We start from the raw sequence: 20,981 nt of genomic DNA, 5'->3' as shown, positions 1-20,981 counted from the left end.
GGAAACACTCGTGATACGGCATATTGTATTTTTCAGCGTCAAAGAAGATCAGGACGTGGAGGATGTATGTCGCCGTTTACGGGCTCTGGCGACGATTCCCCATTCCGAATGTTTTGAAGTTGTGGCGAACAGCAAAGTTGATCCGATGTGTGACCGGATTGATCTGGTTGTTTATGGCGAGTTCCGTGACGAAGCTGCACTGGCCGCCTTTAAAGCGCATCCGACCTATGATGCGACGACACAGGCCGTGCGCCCGTTGCGCGAAATGCGCTATTCAGCTGATTTCACATCAACCATTGCCTGAAATAATCCCCTGAAAAGCAGTGCGATTGCTGATATTCATGGCGATCTGCGGTTGAAGATTCACGTTAAAAGTGATTGTCTGGCTTTGAAATGATAACAAGCTGGCGGTTATTGCACTGCAGGCTGTGTTTAAATCTGCTTTAAGCCCGCACGGGCTGGTACATAGGAAATGCATATGGACGATTATGAAAAATATGCCATGGGCATGATGATCGTTTTCGGCGCGCTGATTATTGGTGCCCTGATAACCGTAAATCTTGTAGTTTATGACAAGCCCGGCTTCTTGTTTGCACTCGGTGCGGCAATCGTCGCATGGTTTTCAGCATTCGCTGTTTTGCTGGATAAGCCGCGTGTTTATGGCGCATTGATTGCTGTGGCGATCGGTCTCGTTGCGGCTTCAATCGGCTCTTATGTTACCTGATCAGCTGATTATTCTGCTCTGATTTTAAAATGTCAGAGCGGGTTTTGTGCGCACAATAGGGCGTACGGTATCTAATAAAACGCCGCCTGAAACAGGCGGCGTTTTTGTTTCTGTCAGCAGGGCTTGCTCAGATATAAGGGGAGTAGCACTGTCGGCGCGGACCGTAATTCGGCTGGAACGTATTGTCCGATGCGCGGTAAGACCGGTAACGGTTGTAGCACCAGTTGATGTGGGCATTACGGCCGGAGCGGTAAACCGGTGCCGGACGGTAATAACGCGGCGGTGCCGGACGATAATAGCGGAACTGCGGCTGATAATAAGGTCTGTAATACGGCCGGTAGTGCGGACGGTTCCAGTGGCGCGGCCGGTCATAACGCCGATCATAGCGACGGTCGTAACGGCGATCATAATGCCGTCTTTCGCGATATTCGCGGCGCTCCGGATAATATTGAACATTCCGGCTCAGGCCTTGTTTTGCTGCGGTCATATCCTGCAACACAGCACTATGAGCGGCTGCAACCGGCTGCGCTTGCGCTACAGTGCCGAAAGACAAAATGCTCATGGTCAGCGCTGTCAGCGCCGCAGTAAAATAAGAAAGCAGTCTTCTCATTTCTGTTTCTCCTCAATGAAGGCGCACTCAATAAACTTCTGTCAGCGTTTCATGGCATATGCTTATCCGGCGCATCGGGCATGGTACTCTCTGAGAGATGAACGCTGCATGACTGTAATTATTCCTGCGATACAAACCGGAATTTGCTTTTTCCAATATACGCTGAAGCCACGGAAAAACTGCGGCGAATTTATGCCGGTGATTTCACAAATCATAACGACAATGGCGCGTTCGGTGAGCAGTTGAAAGCAGGAATAGAGGGATTGTGTATTTGACATAAAGATATGTTTATGTCATCAACTCAAAACTATTTGAGTAACAGGCAGGAAATATAATGAGCACTTCACTGGATGATCTGTTTGGCCCCGTCGCTGCAAAGCCGGATGGTTCGGAAGTGCTTGCCGCTTTGCAGAAAGCTGCCCGTGAACGCATCCTAATTCTTGACGGCGCGATGGGCACACAGATTCAGGGGCTGGGTTTCCATGAAGAGCATTTCCGTGGTGAGCGCTTCGCCGCTTGTGAGTGCCATTTGCAGGGCAATAATGACCTTCTGACCCTGACCCAGCCACAGGCAATTGAAGAAATTCATTATGCCTATGCGATGGCCGGAGCGGATATTCTCGAAACCAATACATTCTCTTCCACCTCTATCGCGCAGGCCGATTACAGCATGGAAGAGGCGGTTTATGATCTGAACCGCGATGGTGCACGACTTGCCCGCCGTGCCGCTCTGCGTGCACAACAAAAGGATGGCCGTCGCCGTTTTGTTGCCGGAGCTTTGGGGCCAACAAACCGTACGGCTTCCCTGTCGCCGGATGTGAATAATCCGGGTTTCCGCGCCGTGACATTTGATGATCTGCGCATTGCCTATGCCGAGCAGATCAATGGTCTGGTTGATGGTGGTTCGGATATTATTCTGATCGAAACCATCTTCGATACGCTCAATGCCAAGGCTGCGGTCTTTGCCTGCGAACAGGTTTTTGCGGAAAAAGGCATCCGTTTGCCGCTGATGATTTCTGGTACGATTACTGATCTCTCCGGCCGCACACTTTCCGGTCAGACGCCAACAGCTTTCTGGTATTCGCTGCGCCATGCGCGCCCGTTCACAATCGGTCTCAATTGTGCGCTGGGTGCCAATGCCATGCGCGCGCATCTGGCGGAAATTTCAGGTGTTGCCGATACTTTTGTCTGCGCCTATCCGAATGCCGGCCTGCCGAATGAATTCGGTCGTTATGATGAGACGCCGGAGGTGATGGCCGCGCAGATGGAAGATTTTGCGCGTGAAGGCCTGGTCAATGTGGTAGGCGGCTGCTGCGGTTCTACGCCGGAACATATTACCGCTATTGCTGAAGCCACAGGCAAATACGAACCGCGCAAGCCGGTGAAACTGGCACCACTGATGCGTTTGAGTGGTCTTGAGCCGTTTACGCTGACCAAGGATATTCCGTTTGTGAATGTCGGCGAGCGTACCAATGTCACGGGTTCTGCGCGTTTCAAAAAGCTGATTACCGCCGGTGATTACACTACGGCGCTCGATGTTGCCCGCGATCAGGTGAATAATGGCGCACAGATCATCGACATCAATATGGATGAAGGTCTGATCGACAGCCAGAAGGTGATGGTGGATTATCTCAATCTGGTTGCTGCCGAGCCGGATATTGCCCGTGTGCCGGTGATGATTGACAGTTCCAAATGGGATGTGATTGAGGCCGGTCTGAAATGCGTGCAGGGCAAGCCGCTGGTCAATTCCATCTCAATGAAAGAGGGCGAAGAAGCCTTTATTCATCATGCCAAGCTGGTGCGTGCCTATGGTGCTGCCGTGGTGGTGATGGCTTTTGACGAGGTGGGACAGGCGGATACTAAAGAACGCAAAGTTGAGATTTGTACCCGCGCCTATAAAATTCTGACCGAGCAGGTCGGTTTCCCGCCGGAAGATATCATCTTCGATCCGAACGTGTTTGCCGTGGCGACAGGGATCGAAGAGCATAATAATTACGGTAATGATTTCATTGATGCGACCAAGGATATCATTGAAACCCTGCCGCATGTGCATATTTCCGGCGGTGTTTCCAACCTGTCCTTCTCGTTCCGCGGTAATGAGCCGGTACGCGAGGCGATGCATGCGGTGTTTCTTTATCATGCCATTCAGGTTGGTATGGATATGGGGATCGTCAATGCAGGGCAGCTGGCGGTTTATGAATCCATTGATCCGGAATTGCGTGAAGCCTGCGAAGATGTGGTGCTGAACCGTCGTGAGGATGCGACCGAACGCCTATTGGAAATTGCCGAGCGTTTTCGCGGCACTGCCGGTAAAGAAGCCAAAGAGAAAGATCTCAGCTGGCGTGAGTGGAGCGTTGAGAAGCGTATTGAACATGCGCTGGTCAACGGTATCACCGAATATATTGAGGCCGATACGGAAGAAGCACGCCAGAGCGCCGAGCGTCCGCTGCATGTGATTGAAGGCCCGTTGATGGCCGGTATGAATGTGGTGGGTGATCTGTTCGGTTCAGGCAAAATGTTCCTGCCGCAGGTGGTGAAATCTGCCCGCGTGATGAAACAGGCTGTGGCGGTTCTGCTGCCTTATATGGAAGAAGAAAAGGCGCAGAATGGCGGGGAAGAGCGCCAGAGTGCCGGTAAAATTCTGATGGCGACCGTGAAGGGCGACGTGCATGATATCGGCAAGAATATTGTCGGTGTTGTGCTGGCCTGCAACAATTATGAAATCATCGATCTCGGTGTGATGGTGCCAGCCGCGAAAATCCTGCAGGTGGCAAAAGACGAGAAGGTGGACATTATCGGTCTGTCCGGTCTTATCACACCGTCGCTGGATGAGATGGTGCATGTGGCCGCAGAGATGGAGCGCGAGGGCTTTGACCTGCCATTGCTGATTGGCGGCGCTACGACCAGCCGTGTGCATACTGCGGTGAAAATCCATCCGAAATATCAGCGTGGCCAGACCGTCTATGTGCTGGATGCCAGCCGCGCCGTTGGTGTTGTGTCACAGCTGCTATCGCCGGAGCAGAAAGACGGCTATGTTGCCGATATTCGCGCGGAATACGCCAAGGTCACGGCTGCCCATGAACGGAGCGAGGCGGAGAAAAAACGCCTGCCGCTAGCGCGCGCCCGTGAAAATAGCGAAAAACTGGATTGGGAAAACTATACTCCGCCGAAGCCGTCTTTCCTCGGTACCAAAGTCTTTGAAACCTATGATCTGCAAGAACTGGCGCGCTATATTGACTGGACGCCGTTCTTCCAGACATGGGAACTGAAAGGCCGGTTCCCAGCCATTCTCGATGATGAAAAACAAGGTCCTGCCGCGCGTCAGCTTTATGAAGATGCGCAAGCCATGCTGAAGAAGATCATTGACGAGAAATGGTTTGCACCGCGTGCGGTCATCGGCTTCTGGCCGGCCAATGTGACGGGCGATGATATTCATCTTTATAAGGATGAAACCCGTCTCGAGCATACGGATACGTTCTACACCCTGCGTCAGCAGCTATCGAAACGCGACGGCCGTCCGAATGTGGCGCTATCGGATTTCGTGGCGCCTAAGGATAGCGGCAAGGCGGATTATATCGGTGGTTTTGTTGTCACTGCCGGTATTGAGGAAGTGGCGATTGCCGAGCGCTTTGAACGCGCCAATGACGATTACTCCTCCATTCTGGTTAAAGCGCTGGCCGACCGTTTTGCTGAAGCTTTTGCTGAGGCGATGCATGAGCGGGTGCGTAAAGAATTCTGGGGCTATGCGAAGGATGAGACCTTTACGCCCGATCAGCTTGTCGGTGAACCTTATGCGGGTATCCGTCCGGCACCAGGCTATCCGGCACAACCTGATCATACGGAAAAGACGACTTTGTTCCGCCTGCTGGATGCCACGGCAACCACAGGTGTGGAACTGACGGAAAGCTATGCGATGTGGCCGGGTTCTTCGGTTTCCGGCCTCTATCTCTCGCATCCGGACAGTTATTATTTCGGTGTGGCCAAGGTTGAGCGTGATCAGGTGGAGGATTATGCAGGTCGTAAGACTATGCCGGTTGCAGATGTCGAGCGCTGGCTTGGTCCTATATTGAATTATATTCCGGAATAATATTTAACGCCTTGAATAAAGTAATTTATTCAAGGCGTTAAATAAAAATATAAGAATATTTTGTTCATTTTCCATTCATGTATTCGGATATATTTTTTCAAAGCATTTCATTGCTTTTTTACAGAGAATGAATTGTGGTGGAATTTAATATTTATAAAAGGTGATTTTTATGAAACGTTTCATTATTGCAATTGCGGCCCTTGGTATGATTGCTCCGGTTGTTGCACAGGCTGCACCTGTTGCCAGTGCCTCTGTGTCAGCGCATGTGCAGAAGTCTGTTGCTCAGAAAACGGCTGCTGGAAAAATTGTCAAAGGCAAAAAAGCTGTTTCAGCAACCCAGTCTGCTAAAAAGAAAACAGCATCTAAGCAGGTAAAAAAATAATATTGGAATTGTGAATTTACCGGCTGTTTGTCCGGTAAATTCCGCGACTTGCATATTCAGGTACAAGTATCGCTGCGATATTTGTAGCGTTTTATTGCATCGATCTGCTGACATGAGCGGCAATAGCAAGGCTGGAGGTCAGCCCGGGACTTTCAATGCCGAACAGGTTGATAAGCCCTGTTATACCGTGATCAGTACTGCCGGAAATCCGGAAGTCCGCTGCGAATTCACCTTTACCACTTAGTTTCGGGCGGATGCCGCTATAGGTCGCCTGTAAAACACCGTCCGGCAGTTCCGGCCAGTATTGGCGTATTGCGGCATAGAAACGGTCACCCCGCTGCGGATCAACGGAATAATCGAGATTGGCGGGCGATATCTCTTTGCCGAGCCATTCGACATCAGGTCCGAAACGCATTTGCCCGTTAAGATCAAGCGTCAGATGAACGCCCAAGCCGCCATCTTCCGGTACCGGATAGATCAGATGCGAGAACGGATTTTTGCCGGATGCTGAGAAATAATTACCCTTGGCAAGATGTAGTGCCGGAATATGCTCTGATGCCAGCCCGTTAATGGTTGCTGCAATAGTTTGCGCTCCTAGACCGGCAGCATTGATAAAGCGTTCGGCTTCCAAAGTGAATTCTTCGCCGCTTTCACGGTCGCGGGTGGTAATGGAAAAGCCCCCGTCAATTTGCTCAATACGCAGAATTTCGGTGTTGAAGGCAATGGCCGCACCATGATTTTCCGCATCGCCTTGCAGGTTCAGCATTAGCGCGTGACTGTCGATAATACCGGTAGAGGGGGAGAACAAAGCGGCAGTGCAGCGGATGGCGGGTTCCAGCGCCTGCGCTTCTGCCGCACTCAGCCGTTGCAGATCATGTACACCACAGGCTGTTGCACGCGCCACAATTTTATCCAGTGCCGCATGTTGAGCTTCGGAGGTCGCAACAATCAGCTTGCCGCAGCGTTTATGCGGAATGCCCTGTGCCGCGGCATAAGCATAAAGACGCTCTTTGCCTTCAACGCAGAAACGGGCTTTCAGACTATCGGGTTCGTAATAGATACCGGCATGGATGACTTCGGAATTACGGGACGATGTATGCGTACCGATCATATGCTCGGCTTCAAGCACCAGTGTTTCAAAACCGCGCATGGCCATTTCACGGGCAATTGCCAGACCAACCACACCGGCTCCGGCAATCACACAAGCTGTTTTTTCCATAAATCATCCCCGTCCTGATCTCCGGTCGGCAGGTTATGCTGAGCGGCAGACAGTGTGCAAGATAAAAGCACAGCGCATATCAGTGAAAATCAGGATTTCCCGTGCCGGAGAACGGCATTCCATTTGCGGTCGGTCCGGCGCAATGAAAATGACATTCACCGGTAAACTTAAAGATATCATCCTTTCTCACTTGTGCGGTCTTTCGGCATGATGATGCGCATGTTTCCTCTCCGGATAGTATTTTTCAGCGTGAAATTTAGTGCCGGATAAAAATACGGAATTGAGTATGAGCCTTGCACTGCATGTGGCGGATCTTGTGCCGCTTCCCTCTGATTATCCGGCAACCGGTGTCGATCACAACATTCGGCCTTTGACCCATCTGCAAAGGCTGGAAGCCGAGGCCATCCATATCTTTCGTGAGGTGGCAGCCAGTTTTACAAAGCCGGTGATGCTCTATTCGGTCGGCAAAGATTCATCTGTAATGTTGCATCTGGCACGCAAGGCTTTTTATCCGGCACCACCGCCATTTCCGTTTCTTCATGTTGATACAACATGGAAATTCAAGGAAATGATCGCCTTCCGTGATGCGCAGGCCAAAGCCTATAAGCTTGATCTGCGTGTGCATATTAACAAGCAGGGTGTTGAGGCCGGTATTAATCCGTTTGTTCACGGATCAAGCGTGCATACGGATGTGATGAAAACGCAAGCCCTGCGTCAGGCATTGGATAAATACGGTTTTGATGCTGCCTTTGGTGGCGCACGGCGCGATGAGGAGAAATCCCGCGCCAAGGAACGGGTTTTTTCCTTCCGCAATGCGACCCATAGCTGGGATCCGAAAAACCAACGTCCTGAAATGTGGAATATCTACAATACACGTATTCAGACGGGCGAGTCGATCCGGGTCTTTCCGCTGTCCAACTGGACGGAGGCCGATATCTGGCATTACATCCATCAGGAAAATATCCCGATTGTACCGCTCTATTTTGCGGCACCCCGTCCGGTGGTTGAGCGTGATAATATGCTTATTCTGGCTGATGATGACCGGCTGCAATTGCGCGCGGGTGAAAAGATTGAAACCCGCATGGTGCGGTTTCGCACATTGGGGTGCTATCCGCTGACGGCCGCAATTGAATCACAGGCACAAACACTGCCGCAAATATTGGAAGAAATGTTGCTGACGCGTACATCGGAGCGGCAGGGGCGGCTCATTGATCGTGATGAAGCCGGTTCCATGGAGAAGAAAAAGCGGGAAGGATATTTCTGATGACGGAGACACTGACCCGTGAGCAGCCGGATACAATAATCAAGGATTATCTGGAGGCGCAGGAGCACAAATCGCATTTGCGGTTTCTGACTTGCGGTTCTGTGGATGATGGTAAATCCACGCTGATCGGGCGGCTGCTCTATGATGCCAAAACCCTGTTTGAAGATCAGATATCACAACTGCATCAGGACAGCCGTAATCATGGCACGGCAGGCGATGATATTGATTTTGCATTGCTGGTGGACGGGCTGGAAGCTGAGCGTGAGCAGGGTATCACCATTGATGTGGCTTACCGGTTTTTCGCCACACCAAAGCGGCGTTTTATCGTCGCCGATACACCGGGGCATTTGCAATATACGCGCAATATGGTGACCGGTGCCTCTACCGCAGACCTTGCTATAGTGCTGGTCGATGCCCGCAAAGGGCTGCTGGAGCAGACGCGCCGTCATAGTTTTATCGCTTCGCTGTTAGGCATCCGCCATATTGTGCTGGCAGTGAATAAGATTGACCTGATTGGTTATGATGAGGCGGTATTTAATCAGATTGTGCAGGATTATCAGTCCTTTGCGCAGGAGCTTGGTTTCAGCACCATTCAGGCTATTCCGGTATCGGCACGCTTTGGCGATAATATCCGCACGGCTTCAGAGAATATGCCTTGGTATCAGGGGGCTTCGCTGCTGGAGTGGCTGGAGACTGTGGCCGCCGATAATGCATCTGACGAAGAGTTGGATTTTCGTTTTCCGGTGCAGTATGTCAGTCGCCCCCATGCGGATTTTCGCGGATTTGCAGGCACGGTTGCATCGGGGCAGATTAGAGTCGGTGATGAAATTACGGTCGCCCGTTCCGGTGTAAGTTCTGCGATCCGCTATATTGTGACCGCTGACGGCGAACTGGAAACAGCTCATGCCGGTCAGGCAGTAACGCTGGTACTGGAAGACGAACGCGATATTTCCCGTGGCGATATGCTGACGCATCCGCAATCGCGACCGCAGGTGAGTGATCGCTTGGCGGCTAAGCTGGTCTGGTTCGCCCAGGAGCCGTTACGGGCAGGGCGGCAATATTGGCTGCGCAGTCAGACTGATCAGGTCAGTGTGACCGTCAATACGCTCAATTACCGGATTGATATTGAAAATACGGAAAAAAAATTCGCGCAGGAACCGGCTGACCAGTTGCAGATGAATGAAATCGGGCAGGTAGCGTTGCAGCTTTCCGCGCCGCTGGCCTTTGATTCTTACGGGAAAAATCGTGCGACCGGTTCTTTCATTCTGATCGACAGGCTGACCAATGCTACCGTTGCTGCCGGACTGATTGATCATTCTCTGCGCAAGGCCTCGCATATCCATGTACAGGCGGCAAAGGTTACGCCGGCAGAGCGGGCTGAGCAGAAATATCAAAAACCGGCGCTGTTATGGTTCACCGGTCTGTCCGGTTCCGGTAAGTCGGCCTTGGCCACAGTGCTGGAACAGCGTCTGCATCTGGCGGGGAAACATACATTCATTCTCGACGGTGATAATCTGCGTCATGGTCTCAACAGCGATCTGGGCTTTTCAGCTGAGGAGCGCAGCGAGAATATCCGTCGCGTGGCTGAAACATCACGCCTGATGCTGGATGCGGGATTGATCGTGCTGGTATCAGTGATTTCACCCTTGGCGCAAGATCGTGCTTTGGGGCGGCACCTTGCCGGAGAGCATGATTTTGTTGAGATTTTTGTCGATACGCCGCTGGATATCTGCGAAGCCAGAGATGTGAAAGGGCTTTATGCCAAAGCCCGCGCCGGTGAAATTCGTGATTTCACCGGTATTGATGCCCCTTATGAGCGACCGGAAGCGCCGGAACTGCATTTGCACGGGCAGACAGGCAGTGTGGATGATCTGGCCGATGAGATAGAAAAATATCTCAATCAACGTGGCCTGATGAACAGTCTGGTCGATGAGGGCTGGTCGATTTAGAGAGGCTCCAGTTAAGAGTGAATCGTTGGAACCGCTCTATCTCTTTGTTTTTATCGCATTATCCGACGCAAAACCGCTTCGCACTTTTGCTGGAAATGCTCTAACGCCCAGATATCCATGTTCCTTCGACGGGGAAAATGTTATATGTCGCCCTGATCGGGTGTGAGGAACTTAGCATGAGCATTGAAAAGACGTCACTGGCCAATGATGATCTCATGGCGGTGATGCAACAGGCAGCGCTTGAGGCCGGTCGCGAGATTATGCGATTTTACGAGACGGGTTGTGAGATCAGTCTGAAGCCGGATGCGTCTCCTGTGAGCGAAGCTGATCACGTTGCCGAAGAGGTTATTCTCAAAGCTTTACGTGCTTTTCTGCCTGATGTGCCTGTGGTTGCGGAAGAGGAGATGGCGGCCGGTAACGGCCCCGTTGAAATCCGCGAGCGTTTTTTCCTTGTCGATCCTCTGGACGGCACTAAAGAATTTGTGCTGCGCAACGGTGACTTCACCGTCAATATTGCTTTGATTGAAAATGGTGTACCGGTCAGTGGCGTGGTTTATGCGCCGGTCAGCGGCAGGCTGTATTGCGGATCACCGGCCGGTGCATGGCAATATGATGTGCAGCCGGATGTTCTGGCAGGTAAAATACGTTTGCATGTGCGTGAATGCGGTGAGCAAAAAACCGCTGTAGCCAGTCGCTCTCATAATACACCGGAAACAAATGCTTATTTACAAGAACAGGCCATTGCTTCCTGTGTGACTGTCGGCTCGTCTTTAAAATTTTGTTTGCTTGCTGCAGGTCAGGCCGATGTCTATCCGCGTTTCAGCCGGACAATGGAGTGGGATACAGCAGCAGGTGATGCGGTGCTACGGGCAGCGGGCGGTAAAACACTGACGCTGGATGACCTGCCGCTGACCTATGGTAAGCGCAACCAGCCGTCTGACTGCGACTATGCCAATCCGTTTTTTATCGCTTATGGCGGTGCCGAGCCGGTTTGAACCGGCTCAAATGTCAGAGCATTTCCAGTTTATCTTGGATCATAGGAAATGCTCTGTTTTTTTGTTTTTACGCATGTCGTTATCGGAAAACCGGTGCCCGCTTTTCCGCGACACGCTCTGGGGCAGTTATAATGCGATCAAATAGAATCCAGAGCGAGCGCTATGATCCAATCTGAACGTAAACCGCTCTAGTTACATACGTCCGCAGTTACGAAGCTGTGCTGCATAACGCTGCGAAATATTCGTGGCTTTTTTGGCTGCGCGCTGCACCATGGCATTGCCGCGCCAGCTGCCTTTTGCATAGCCGCCATGGCCGGAATAATAAGCCAGATACAGATTATACGGATCATTCAGAGAGATGCCGTTACTGACATTGCTCTGTTTGTGATACCAGCCGACAAAATGGATTGCATCACCGAAATTGGTACGGCTTGCGCCATAACGACCGGTTTCACGCGTATAACGCTCCCATGTGCCGTCCAGTGCCTGAGAATAGCCATAGGCAGAAGACTGACGCTTCCATGGGATGAAACCAAGCAATTTGGTGCGCGGTGGTCGTGCATAGGGCTGGAAACTTGATTCTGTATAAATCGTCGCCATCATGATCGGGATCGGTACGCCAAAATCGCGCTCGGCTTTTTTGGCATCTTTATGCCAGTTATTTACCCAGCCGTCGCGCTGATCGAAAATCGCACAGGCATTATTGACTGATTTGGGTGCAGAGGCGCAGCCAGCCAGAAAAACAGCAAAAATAAGAAGAAGTTTTTTCATTTAGGCGATCTTTCAGGCAGGCAATCTCTGGGGCGAAATGAAACATTCTGTCTTGCGGAAAAGACGATCCGCAAAACAGCAAAGTGGTAATGCTGAAAATCATAACGTGAAAAACTTCGGCAAAATGTGGTGCAAACAGGTTTTGAATGACTATGTTTGCTGGCGTAGTTAATCTTGTGTTAAAAACGCAGTCGCCGGTACCGGTGCTCAAATATAAAAATAACGTGCGATGATTATCTCATCCACGTTCAAAATACTGAATTCTATATGGAAATTTATAAACACCTCTTAAGGTGTGATGGTCGGAGCGAGAGGATTCGAACCTCCGACCCCCTGATCCCAAATCAGGTGCGCTACCAGGCTGCGCTACGCTCCGTTGACCGTGAGGCGGCTTATAGCGCCGCATTTTGCTCCCTGCAAGCGAATTATGCAAAAAAATCAAAACAACTGTTTATTATTGAAATTTATAGACTTTTCGCACCTGATTTTTGCTGTGGCAAGAATAGGTTTTTGTTCGGGAAGGCCTTCGTTTTTAAAGCAATATACGCATTGATCTTGATTATGAATTTATAAATAAATCAATATAATCAATTATTTAATGACTAAATTTTCAAATTAAAATTTATTGGATTTCTCCGTTTTTTACAAAATATCGCTTGGCAAAAATGATTTCCCGATCCTATGGTCAAATGAGGAATACAAAACAGCTTTGAATGAGTTTTAGCCGTCCGGAATGACATCCGTTCAGGTCATGCATGTTCTTTGATTCTTTTCAGGGGCAGATAATGCAATCCACTGCGATCAATACAGGGCAGTCCGTTCAATATTTTACAAGTGAGTCTCCGGCGGATGAGGCAATATTGATCCGTCAGGTAGGGTTTCGGGAATATGACGCGCGCTGGTGGTATGGTTGTTCCGGTTCGCAACGGACGCCGGAGATTAATCTCGCAGGCATAACGGCTGTCGGAGCAGGTCTGGCATATATGATACGGCAACGTGGTGTCGAGCCGGCAATAATCGTCGGTCATGATCTGCGCAGCTATTCGTTCGAGATTAAAACAGCGCTCATCAAAGGCCTGATATCCGGCGGAATGCAGGTCTTTGACATTGGACTTGCCCTGTCACCCATGGCTTATTATGCGCAATTTGCACTGAATGTACCGTCCGTTGCGATGGTAACTGCATCGCATAATGAAAATGGCTGGACAGGGGTGAAAATGGGCTGTGAACGCCCTTATACATTCGGGCCGGCGGATATGGCTGAGCTGAAATCAATTGTTTCGGAACAGCGGGCTGAGCCGGCTAAAGGCGGGCGCTATAATTTCATCAATAATATCGAAAAGCTTTATTCCGCAGCCTTAACAAAAGGTCGCTTTTTAAAGCGTCATCTGAAAGTTGCAGTCGTCTGCGGAAACGGCACAGCTGGTCTGTTCGCGCCGCAAATTCTGCGCCGGATTGGTTGCGATGTTGTGGAAGTTGATTGCGCGCCCGACTGGAATTTTCCGCATTATAATCCTGATCCGGAAGCCGCTCTCATGCAAAAAGCAATGGCGGAGGCTGTCAGAGTCTATGGGGCGGATCTGGCTTTCGGCTTTGATGGTGACGGCGATCGCTGCGGTGTGGCGGATCATGAGGGTAATATTATCTATGCTGATCGTGTTGGTTTGCTATTGGCGCGAGAGTTATCCCAAAAGCATTACGGGTCGCATTTTATTGTTGATGTGAAATCGAGCGGGCTATTCCGCAACGATGCGGTTTTGCAGGCCAATCAGGCGACGGTTGAATATTGGAAAACTGGCCATTCTTACATGAAGCGGCGTATGGGAGAGACCCATGCTCTGGCAGGGTTTGAAAAATCCGGTCATGTATTTCTGAACCAGCCATTGGGGCTGGGTTATGATGATGGTCTGGCCACTGCGATTGCGGTTTGTGAAATGCTGGCTGCGCATGCGGATCAGACACTCGCCGCGCTCCACCGGCAATTGCCGCAAAGCTTTGCAACACCGACACTGAATATTCCTTGTTGTGATGTTGAGAAATATGGGTTGGCCAGCCGGATACAGGACTATTTTACAAATCTGTTCAAGGTTGGTGGCTCATTTGCAGGACAGACGGTGACAGAGCTTCTGACCGTCAATGGTGCGCGTGTCACTGTGGCTGACGGTACATGGGGATTGATCCGTGCATCGTCAAACAAGCCGGATCTGGTGGTGGTGGCTGAAAGTCCGGTTTCGCTTGAGAGGCGCAATGACATGCTGAGTGCTATCAATGATGTTTTGAGACAATTCGGGGCAGAGGAATTGTCCGGTTTTGAGAGTAATTTATAAATTTTGTGAATAGCTTAGGCGGGGGGCATTAGCTATGGCATTTGATCGGGAAAATGAAAATTTTAACGGTATTCATAGTACGAATTTGCCGTTCCTCAGTTTTGTGATGAGTGGTGGCCGTGGCTCACGTTTATGGCCGCTCTCCAGAAGTGATAAGCCGAAACAATTTCATCATTTGTCCGGCGATGAGAGTCTCTTGCTTGCGACTTTAAAGCGCCTGCAATTTGCTCCCGAGAATAGAATCTCTGTGATCGGTGCACAGGCTCATTCCGAGCAAATTGCACAAACAATTTCCGCTATGTCTGATGTAGGAGATATCAGGACAATCTTAGAGCCTGTGGCGCGTAACACCGCTGCTGTTGCAGCACTGGCCTCACTGTCTGCATTATCGGACTGTGGTGATGCTTTAATCCTGCTTTGTCCCGCCGATCATGCAATCTCGACCACAGAGCAGTTTTGGCAAAGCGTAGCGCAGGGTATTTCCGCAGCAGCGCAAGGAGCGATTGTTACATTCGGGCTTTTGCCGGAACGGCCGGAAACCGGTTATGGCTATATTCAGACCGGTGAACCGCACGGGACTGGTTATGTTATCAGTTGTTTTATCGAGAAGCCGGATTATGCTGCCGCTTCGCTATTTATCCGGCAGAGAAATTACTTTTGGAATTCCGGCATATTCCTGTTTCGGGCAAGCATTATGCGCGACATCTTTCTGGAACATGCACCGGATATCTGGCTGGCTGTGCAGGCTGCACTTGATGAGGCAGAGTGCAATCATAATACGATAAAATTACCGGAACATCTGTATCAGTTTGTACCTGCGATTTCCTTCGATCATGCGATTATGGAAAAAGCAGACAGACGGGTACTTATACCGGCTTCATTTCGCTGGAGTGATCTCGGCTCATGGCAATCTCTGTGCAAACTTGAGCAGCATCGTGACAATCAGGACGAGCTTGGCAATGTTCTGATCGGTGATGTTATCGCGCATGATTGCAGCAATAGCTATATCCGCAGCGACAGTGGGTTGCTCGCGGTGTCCGGTTTGAAGGATATGGCTGTTATTGCCACTCATGATGCAACCTTTGTAGCTCCGCTGGAACAGAGCCAGCATGTGCAGGCGATCGTCAAAGAGCTGACACAACGGAAGCGTGCAGAATTATATTATGCGCAGTCGGTATATGTGCCGGATATGCATCGTCAGCATGTTAAAGACTGGTTGTTTGAAAAGGCGCTGCCCTATTGGGCACTCAAGGGCACAGATCATCGGCATGGCGGTTTTTATGAGAGCCTTTCATTGCAGGGACTGCCGATTGCAGGGCCACGCCGGACACGAACGATGGCACGGCAGATTTATAGTTTTGCTAAAAGTTATCAGTCGGGATGGAGCGGAGAGGCTGCTGGCCTGATCGCGCATGGTTTACTCTTCATGCAGGCAAAAGGGCGCAGTCGTAATGGCGGCTGGGTGCAGTCCTTTCATATTGATGGGCGTGTGGCGGAAAGTCAGGAAAGTTTCTACGACCAGACCTGTATGTTGCTGGCATTAAGCTGTGCTTATCAGGCCGGACATAATCAGGCTCTGCAATTAGCGCAGGAAACTTTTGCATTTCTGGATGCCAGATTGGCTCATCCAAAAGGCGGTTTCTACGAAACATCTGCTGACCGTAGTAATCAGCAGGCTGTTCTCAGCAGCAATGCGCATATGCATTACCTTGAAGCTTGTCTGGCATGGTACGAAGTGAGCGGAGATATTGTGTTTCTCCATCGTGCAGCCGAGATTGTAGCTCTGTGTGAATGTTACTTTTTTGATCGTGATTATTGGTGTCTGGGAGAATATTTCACTGCAAACTGGCAGCGACTGCAGGGTGAGCGGGGCGACCATACAGAGCCTGGTCATGCTTTTGAATGGGCTGCCCTGCTTAGTGATTATGCCAATCGCACCGGTTGCCCGAATACACGCCGGATGGCACACCGTTTTTATACGAATGCGATTTCCAGCGGGATTAACCGGACAACAGGTCTGACCTATAATGTTGTTTCGCGCGAGGGTAGGCCGGTGGATAGTGGCAGCCGCAGCTGGCAGCAATGTGAGGCGATCAAAGCCGCGATCATGCTTGATGGCTATAATGGTCAGAATATGAAGCCGGAAATTGAAGCAAGGATTGCTACTTTATTTCGCTGGCATTTACATCCGGCAAAACGCGGCTTGTGGATTGACCGTGTTGATAAGAACGGAAGTCATTGCTCCGGCCATGTACCGGCTTCAATCCTCTATCACCTGGTCAGTGCTTTGACATTATATTTGCAAGTCACGGCAAGAGCAGCAGACACGTCTGTGGCGGGCAAGTCAGGCAGATATAAGAGAGCAGCTCTGTCTGTCTGAAAGGAATTGTCTGTGGAATTATGCTGATACAAAACAAACTTATTTGAATATGAGGTTGATCTGCTTGTGTTCAGCCACTGATTAGTTATCCTGATATGCAAAGCTGTTTCAGGAGGAGCGCAAGCCGGTTTCCTGAAGCTGCCTTCAAAAAAATCAGAGCGGGCGCGGAGGATAAATCCGTATGCGGCACGTTTTGTCCGTTTAATGGGTAAAATCAGGCAGATCTTTATGCAGCACTCTCCGCGTCATCGTGCCATTCTGGAACAGGCCAAGCTGAAAGGTCAGGTGCTGGTTGATGATCTGGCTGAACAATTTCAGGTCAGCCCGCAGACAATCCGTAAAGATCTCAATGATTTGTGTCGGGCGCAATTGCTGACACGCACCCATGGCGGTGCGTTGTTTCCCTCCGGTGTGGAAAATCTGGAATATGAAGCGCGCAGGCAGATTGCAGCCTCGGAAAAACAGGCGATCGGGCAGGCCGCGGCTGAACTGATACCCGAAGGCGCTTCGCTTTTCATTAATATTGGCACCACCACTGAAGCTGTAAGCCAGCATTTGCTGTCGCATAACCAGTTGATGGTGATTACCAATAATATCAATGTGGCCAGCCGGTTGCGCGTCTATTCAGGTCTTGAAGTCATCATTGCCGGTGGCGTTGTACGCGCCAGTGATGGCGGTATTGTCGGTGAAGCTGCTGTCGACTTTATCCGCCAGTTCAAAGTGGATTATGCAATTATCGGCGTTTCAGCGATTGATGCCGATGGCGCTTTACTCGACTTTGATTATCGTGAGGTAAAAGTTGCACAGGCGATTATTGCCAATGCCCGCCATGTTATTCTGGTTGCGGACTCCACCAAAATGGAGCGCAGCGCGCCGGTGCGGATGGGGCATCTATCGCAGATTGATACTTTCATCACCGATCAGTGCATTGAACCGTCATTGCGTCAGATTTGCGCCGATCATGATGTACAACTGATTGAGGCTTTGAAGCTTTGAGACCCTGCGGGCTTTCTGTTGCCACGGCATGTGTTTCTCACACATTCTTATTTTTGTGAAGTTTCGTTTTTTCGCTCGATTTAGTTTCGTTTTTTACTATATTGCTTTCATATTTCGGATGTGGCCGGATTGCAGACGATTCCGGTGCACCGTTTTTCATGTGTCACAGCCGTGTCAATTTACCGTGCTTCAAGCAGTTACGTATTGAATTGACATGATTTTCGGCGGAGCTTGCGACGTGGTTGCAAATACGGACTACGATATTTTCATTATTGGCGGCGGTATTAATGGTTGTGGTATTGCACGCGACGCGGTCGGTCGTGGTTTTCGTACCGGTCTGGCTGAAATGAAAGATCTGGCCAGCGGCACATCCTCCCGCGCCACCAAGCTGATTCACGGTGGTTTGCGCTATCTTGAGCATTATGAGTTTCGTCTGGTGCGCGAAGCCCTGATGGAGCGCGAAGTGATCTGGGCCAATGCCCCGCATGTGGTTAAGCCAATGCGCTTTATTCTGCCTTATCATCGCGGCGGTGTGCGTCCGGCATGGCTTCTGCGGTTGGGGCTGTTCCTTTATGATCATATTGGCGGGCGCAAATTGCTGCCTGCAACCCGCACACTGAATATGAAAACGGACAAGGCCGCGGCACCGCTCAAAGACCTGTTCACCAAGGCTTTTGAATATTCAGACGCTTGGGTTGATGATGCCCGTTTTGTGGCACTCAATGCGATGGATGCCAAAGAACGCGGTGCGGAAATCCGTACCCGTACTAAAGTAACCGCTGCACGCCGCGCCGGAGATGTCTGGCATATTACATTGCAGGATTTGCGTACCGGCAAAACCAATGAAGTGACCTCACGTTTGCTGGTCAATGCGGCAGGCCCGTGGGTGGATCGTGTGCTCGCTGGTGTGGAAGGATTGGCTGAGGTGCATAATGTGCGTCTTGTGCAGGGCAGCCATATTATTGTACGCAAGAAATTTGATGGTGACCGTTCTTACTTCTTCCAGAATAATGACGGCCGTATCATTTTCGCTATTCCTTACGAGAATGATTTCACACTGATTGGCACCACGGATCAGGACTATCACGGCGATCCGGCGAAAGTGGAAATCACTGAGGCCGAGAGCGATTATCTGTGTTCGGCTGCCAGCGAATATTTCCGTGAGCCGGTTAAGCGTGAGGATATCGTCTGGGCTTATTCCGGCGTTCGTCCGCTCTATGATGACGGTGCGGATAAAGCACAGGAAGCAACACGCGATTATGTGCTGAAAGACGATGCCGGTGAGGGCAAAGCACCGCTGATTAATATTTTCGGCGGCAAAATCACAACCTATCGCCGTTTGTCCGAGCACATGATGCAAAAGATCGAGCATTTTCTCGGCAAAAAAGGCGCACCCTGGACACATAAAGCACCGCTGCCTGGCGGTGATTTTCCGGTGCAGGATTTTAGCCGGATGAGTGCGAAATTTGCTGCACATTATCCTTTTCTGACGCCGTCCCATGCGGCACGTCTGTTCCGTATGTATGGAACGCGCGCGCAATGGATTTTGGGTAATGCAACGGATTATAAAGACCTTGGCCAGCACTTCGGCGCCGATCTTTATGAAGTTGAACTGCGTTATATGATGGTGCAGGAATGGGCGCTGACCGCAGAAGATATTGTCTGGCGCCGCAGCAAGCGCGGCTTGGTGCTGACTGCAAGTGAGATCGCTGTGCTGGATCAGTTCATGAAAACCGAAACCGGTTATGATGAAAAAGCAGCATAAAACCGGCTCTCTTACTGTGGATTAAATTTACACCGCAGCCTGATTTATCAGGCTGCGGTGTTTGCTTTTACGGTCATAGTTTCTCCTCCTTTCAGTCTCATCCTCATGCTCTTCACAGCAGCATAAATCTGGACTACCATTCTCTGTGCAGACTCTGAGTGAAGCATAAGAGCAGTTTTCATTTTGACGGATATTGGGACGCAGAAAACCGCTCTTTCTCTTTGTATTACGCAGTTTCGAACGGATCGGAGCGGGACTAGAAAATAGTCCGGTGAACTATTTTCCCCGCGTAGGCGGCGCACTTTTCCTGAAACTGCTCCTGAGGAGCAGCCGATGAGCATTCAGTCAGGCGAAATATCCGCCGCGGGAGGACAGTCAGTCTTTAGCGCTCATGCGGAGCGGGTTCACTCTGCTATTCGTGGCAGTGGTGCGGCGCGTTCTGCGCTTGTCGCCTCATGGCAGCGCTCTGCCCGTCTGCATGGGCTGAAGCCGCAGGATTCCGGCAAACCGCAAACCATAACTGCGCAAAAACTGCGTGAAGTGCAGGAGCATGTTGAGCCGCTGACCCATCTGGCTCAGCCGGTGCTGGATCGTTTGTTTCAGTCTGTCGGCGGTATTGGTTGCTGTGTTTTGCTGGCTGACGGTAATGGTGTGCCGGTGGAGCGGCGCGGTGCTGTTGCCGATGATGATGTGTTTCATCAATGGGGTTTGTGGACGGGTGCAGTCTGGAGTGAGGCTTGTGAAGGTACCAATGGCATAGGCACCTGTATTGTTGAGCAGCGCGCGGTGACAATACACCGTGATCAGCACTTTCATGCCAGAAATGCCGGGCTTTCCTGCTCGGTCGCACCGATTCACGATCATACGGGACGGCTGGTTGCCGTGCTTGATGTATCATCCTGCCGGTCAGATCTGACAGAGGCCTATGCAGGATTAATTTTTGCTGCGGTGAATGACGCGGCACGCAAGATTGAGACAGATTATTTCCGTTATCATTTCCAGAAAGCACGCATTGTTCTGGCACCTGTTGCCGAGCATAATAGCGGTGCATTACTGGCAATTGACCGCGATGATATGGTGATCGGTGCCAGCCGCTCCGCGCGTCTGGCATTGGGGCTTGGCGAAGACGGGTTGAAAGATCCGGTGCCCGCAGCCGATTTCTTTGGTGTTTTAGCCGAGAAAACAACCGATATGGCCGAGGCCGAACGCGGTGTGATTATTCGTGCTCTTGCCCGCTCTGAGGGGAAAATTTCCCTCGCGGCTAAAATTTTGGGCATGAGCCGTGCAACTTTGCACCGCAAGCTCAACCGTTTGCAGATCAGACGCAACGACTGAACCTGTAAGCAAACGCGTAAAAAATGATGTGGTCTCGGCCATCATGCGCGGCATTTAAAACTGTCTCTTAAACTGTCTCTTAAACTGTCTCTTAAACTGTCTCTTAAACTGTCTCATTCTTGCGACATTACCGGCAAGAGTTTGTTGTGCAGGCACTGCTGGCCTCATGACAAGCGG

The 20,981-nt window shown here is 50.7% G+C and carries 15 protein-coding genes and 1 tRNA gene; 12 read left to right on the top strand and 4 right to left on the bottom strand.

All coding sequences use genetic code 11. From position 1 onward, the window contains the following. The first annotated feature begins 10 nt into the window (after nucleotides 1–10). Complete coding sequence (locus HBA93_RS01545) at nucleotides 11–304, top strand: Dabb family protein (protein ID WP_121991943.1); 294 nt, start codon at nucleotides 11–13, stop codon at nucleotides 302–304. 174 nt (nucleotides 305–478) lie between these two features. Further along, complete coding sequence (locus HBA93_RS01540) at nucleotides 479–724, top strand: hypothetical protein (RefSeq protein ID WP_022710731.1); 246 nt, start codon at nucleotides 479–481, stop codon at nucleotides 722–724. A gap of 127 nt (nucleotides 725–851) precedes the next feature. Here HBA93_RS01540 and HBA93_RS01535 read toward each other — a convergent pair whose 3' ends face one another. After that, a complete protein-coding gene (locus HBA93_RS01535; RefSeq protein ID WP_121991942.1) occupies nucleotides 852–1,334 on the bottom strand; it encodes a BA14K family protein in 483 nt (160 codons plus the stop codon). A gap of 334 nt (nucleotides 1,335–1,668) precedes the next feature. On the opposite strand from HBA93_RS01535, the gene metH reads away from it, so the two are divergent. Both metH and HBA93_RS01525 read left to right on the top strand, forming a co-directional pair. After that, the gene (gene metH / locus HBA93_RS01530; RefSeq protein ID WP_221722089.1) at nucleotides 1,669–5,421 is read left to right on the top strand and encodes a methionine synthase; all 3,753 of its coding nucleotides are present in this window, start codon (nucleotides 1,669–1,671) and stop codon (nucleotides 5,419–5,421) included. A gap of 169 nt (nucleotides 5,422–5,590) precedes the next feature. Next, nucleotides 5,591–5,803, top strand: a complete 213-nt coding sequence (locus tag HBA93_RS01525; protein ID WP_221722088.1) for a hypothetical protein — start codon at nucleotides 5,591–5,593, stop codon at nucleotides 5,801–5,803. A gap of 91 nt (nucleotides 5,804–5,894) precedes the next feature. Here the strand turns inward: HBA93_RS01525 and HBA93_RS01520 are convergent, their stop codons facing one another. Continuing rightward, complete coding sequence (locus HBA93_RS01520; protein ID WP_221722087.1) at nucleotides 5,895–7,022, bottom strand: NAD(P)/FAD-dependent oxidoreductase; 1,128 nt, start codon at nucleotides 7,020–7,022, stop codon at nucleotides 5,895–5,897. A gap of 361 nt (nucleotides 7,023–7,383) precedes the next feature. Between HBA93_RS01520 and cysD the strand changes: the two genes are divergently transcribed. From cysD to cysQ, 3 genes are all read left to right on the top strand, one after another. Next, on the top strand, nucleotides 7,384–8,286 hold the full coding sequence (gene cysD, locus HBA93_RS01515; protein WP_353619308.1) for a sulfate adenylyltransferase subunit CysD: 903 nt from the start codon (nucleotides 7,384–7,386) through the stop codon (nucleotides 8,284–8,286). Continuing rightward, entirely contained in the window at nucleotides 8,286–10,235 is a 1,950-nt protein-coding gene (gene cysN / locus HBA93_RS01510; RefSeq protein WP_221722085.1) for a sulfate adenylyltransferase subunit CysN, read from the top strand. The genes cysD and cysN overlap by 1 nt, the downstream gene beginning before the upstream one ends. Nucleotides 10,236–10,411: 176 nt before the next feature. Further along, the gene (gene cysQ / locus HBA93_RS01505; protein WP_221722084.1) at nucleotides 10,412–11,230 is read left to right on the top strand and encodes a 3'(2'),5'-bisphosphate nucleotidase CysQ; all 819 of its coding nucleotides are present in this window, start codon (nucleotides 10,412–10,414) and stop codon (nucleotides 11,228–11,230) included. A gap of 192 nt (nucleotides 11,231–11,422) precedes the next feature. On the opposite strand, the gene HBA93_RS01500 is transcribed toward cysQ, so the two are convergent. Beyond that, nucleotides 11,423–12,001 (bottom strand): transglycosylase SLT domain-containing protein, encoded by a 579-nt coding sequence (locus HBA93_RS01500; protein ID WP_122094032.1) that lies wholly within the window; start codon nucleotides 11,999–12,001, stop codon nucleotides 11,423–11,425. A 299-nt stretch (nucleotides 12,002–12,300) separates the two neighbouring features. Next, nucleotides 12,301–12,377 (bottom strand) — tRNA-Pro (locus HBA93_RS01495). Nucleotides 12,378–12,786: 409 nt separating this feature from the next. Between HBA93_RS01495 and HBA93_RS01490 the strand changes: the two genes are divergently transcribed. From HBA93_RS01490 to HBA93_RS01470, 5 genes are all read left to right on the top strand, one after another. Further along, nucleotides 12,787–14,328, top strand: coding sequence for a phosphomannomutase/phosphoglucomutase (locus HBA93_RS01490; RefSeq protein ID WP_221722083.1), 1,542 nt, complete (start codon nucleotides 12,787–12,789; stop codon nucleotides 14,326–14,328). A gap of 34 nt (nucleotides 14,329–14,362) precedes the next feature. Then, nucleotides 14,363–16,708, top strand: a complete 2,346-nt coding sequence (locus tag HBA93_RS01485) for an AGE family epimerase/isomerase (protein WP_221722082.1) — start codon at nucleotides 14,363–14,365, stop codon at nucleotides 16,706–16,708. Between the two features lie 228 nt (nucleotides 16,709–16,936). Beyond that, complete coding sequence (locus HBA93_RS01480; protein ID WP_121992262.1) at nucleotides 16,937–17,704, top strand: DeoR/GlpR family DNA-binding transcription regulator; 768 nt, start codon at nucleotides 16,937–16,939, stop codon at nucleotides 17,702–17,704. 238 nt (nucleotides 17,705–17,942) lie between these two features. Beyond that, nucleotides 17,943–19,469, top strand: coding sequence for a glycerol-3-phosphate dehydrogenase (glpD, locus tag HBA93_RS01475; protein WP_353619303.1), 1,527 nt, complete (start codon nucleotides 17,943–17,945; stop codon nucleotides 19,467–19,469). A 333-nt stretch (nucleotides 19,470–19,802) separates the two neighbouring features. Continuing rightward, nucleotides 19,803–20,804: a GAF domain-containing protein gene (locus HBA93_RS01470; protein WP_221722080.1), complete on the top strand. Its 1,002-nt coding sequence runs from the start codon at nucleotides 19,803–19,805 to the stop codon at nucleotides 20,802–20,804. The last annotated feature ends 177 nt before the right edge of the window (nucleotides 20,805–20,981 follow it).

The sequence above is a fragment of the Ochrobactrum sp. SFR4 genome, assembly GCF_019730395.1.
Taxonomy (GTDB): domain Bacteria; phylum Pseudomonadota; class Alphaproteobacteria; order Rhizobiales; family Rhizobiaceae; genus Pseudochrobactrum.
This window is presented reverse-complemented; position numbering and strand designations above follow the sequence as displayed.

What these genes read in the sequence shown, in the direction of transcription:
- HBA93_RS01540 (WP_022710731.1), top strand. Translation starts at nt 479, where the DNA reads ATGGACGATTATGAAAAATATGCCATGGGCATGATGATCGTTTTCGGC.
- HBA93_RS01480 (WP_121992262.1), top strand. Translation starts at nt 16,937, where the DNA reads ATGCAGCACTCTCCGCGTCATCGTGCCATTCTGGAACAGGCCAAGCTG.
- HBA93_RS01535 (WP_121991942.1), bottom strand. Translation starts at nt 1,334, where the DNA reads ATGAGAAGACTGCTTTCTTATTTTACTGCGGCGCTGACAGCGCTGACC.
- HBA93_RS01520 (WP_221722087.1), bottom strand. Translation starts at nt 7,022, where the DNA reads ATGGAAAAAACAGCTTGTGTGATTGCCGGAGCCGGTGTGGTTGGTCTG.
- cysQ (WP_221722084.1), top strand. Translation starts at nt 10,412, where the DNA reads ATGAGCATTGAAAAGACGTCACTGGCCAATGATGATCTCATGGCGGTG.
- cysN (WP_221722085.1), top strand. Translation starts at nt 8,286, where the DNA reads ATGACGGAGACACTGACCCGTGAGCAGCCGGATACAATAATCAAGGAT.
- metH (WP_221722089.1), top strand. Translation starts at nt 1,669, where the DNA reads ATGAGCACTTCACTGGATGATCTGTTTGGCCCCGTCGCTGCAAAGCCG.
- HBA93_RS01470 (WP_221722080.1), top strand. Translation starts at nt 19,803, where the DNA reads ATGAGCATTCAGTCAGGCGAAATATCCGCCGCGGGAGGACAGTCAGTC.
- HBA93_RS01485 (WP_221722082.1), top strand. Translation starts at nt 14,363, where the DNA reads ATGGCATTTGATCGGGAAAATGAAAATTTTAACGGTATTCATAGTACG.
- HBA93_RS01525 (WP_221722088.1), top strand. Translation starts at nt 5,591, where the DNA reads ATGAAACGTTTCATTATTGCAATTGCGGCCCTTGGTATGATTGCTCCG.
- HBA93_RS01490 (WP_221722083.1), top strand. Translation starts at nt 12,787, where the DNA reads ATGCAATCCACTGCGATCAATACAGGGCAGTCCGTTCAATATTTTACA.
- HBA93_RS01500 (WP_122094032.1), bottom strand. Translation starts at nt 12,001, where the DNA reads ATGAAAAAACTTCTTCTTATTTTTGCTGTTTTTCTGGCTGGCTGCGCC.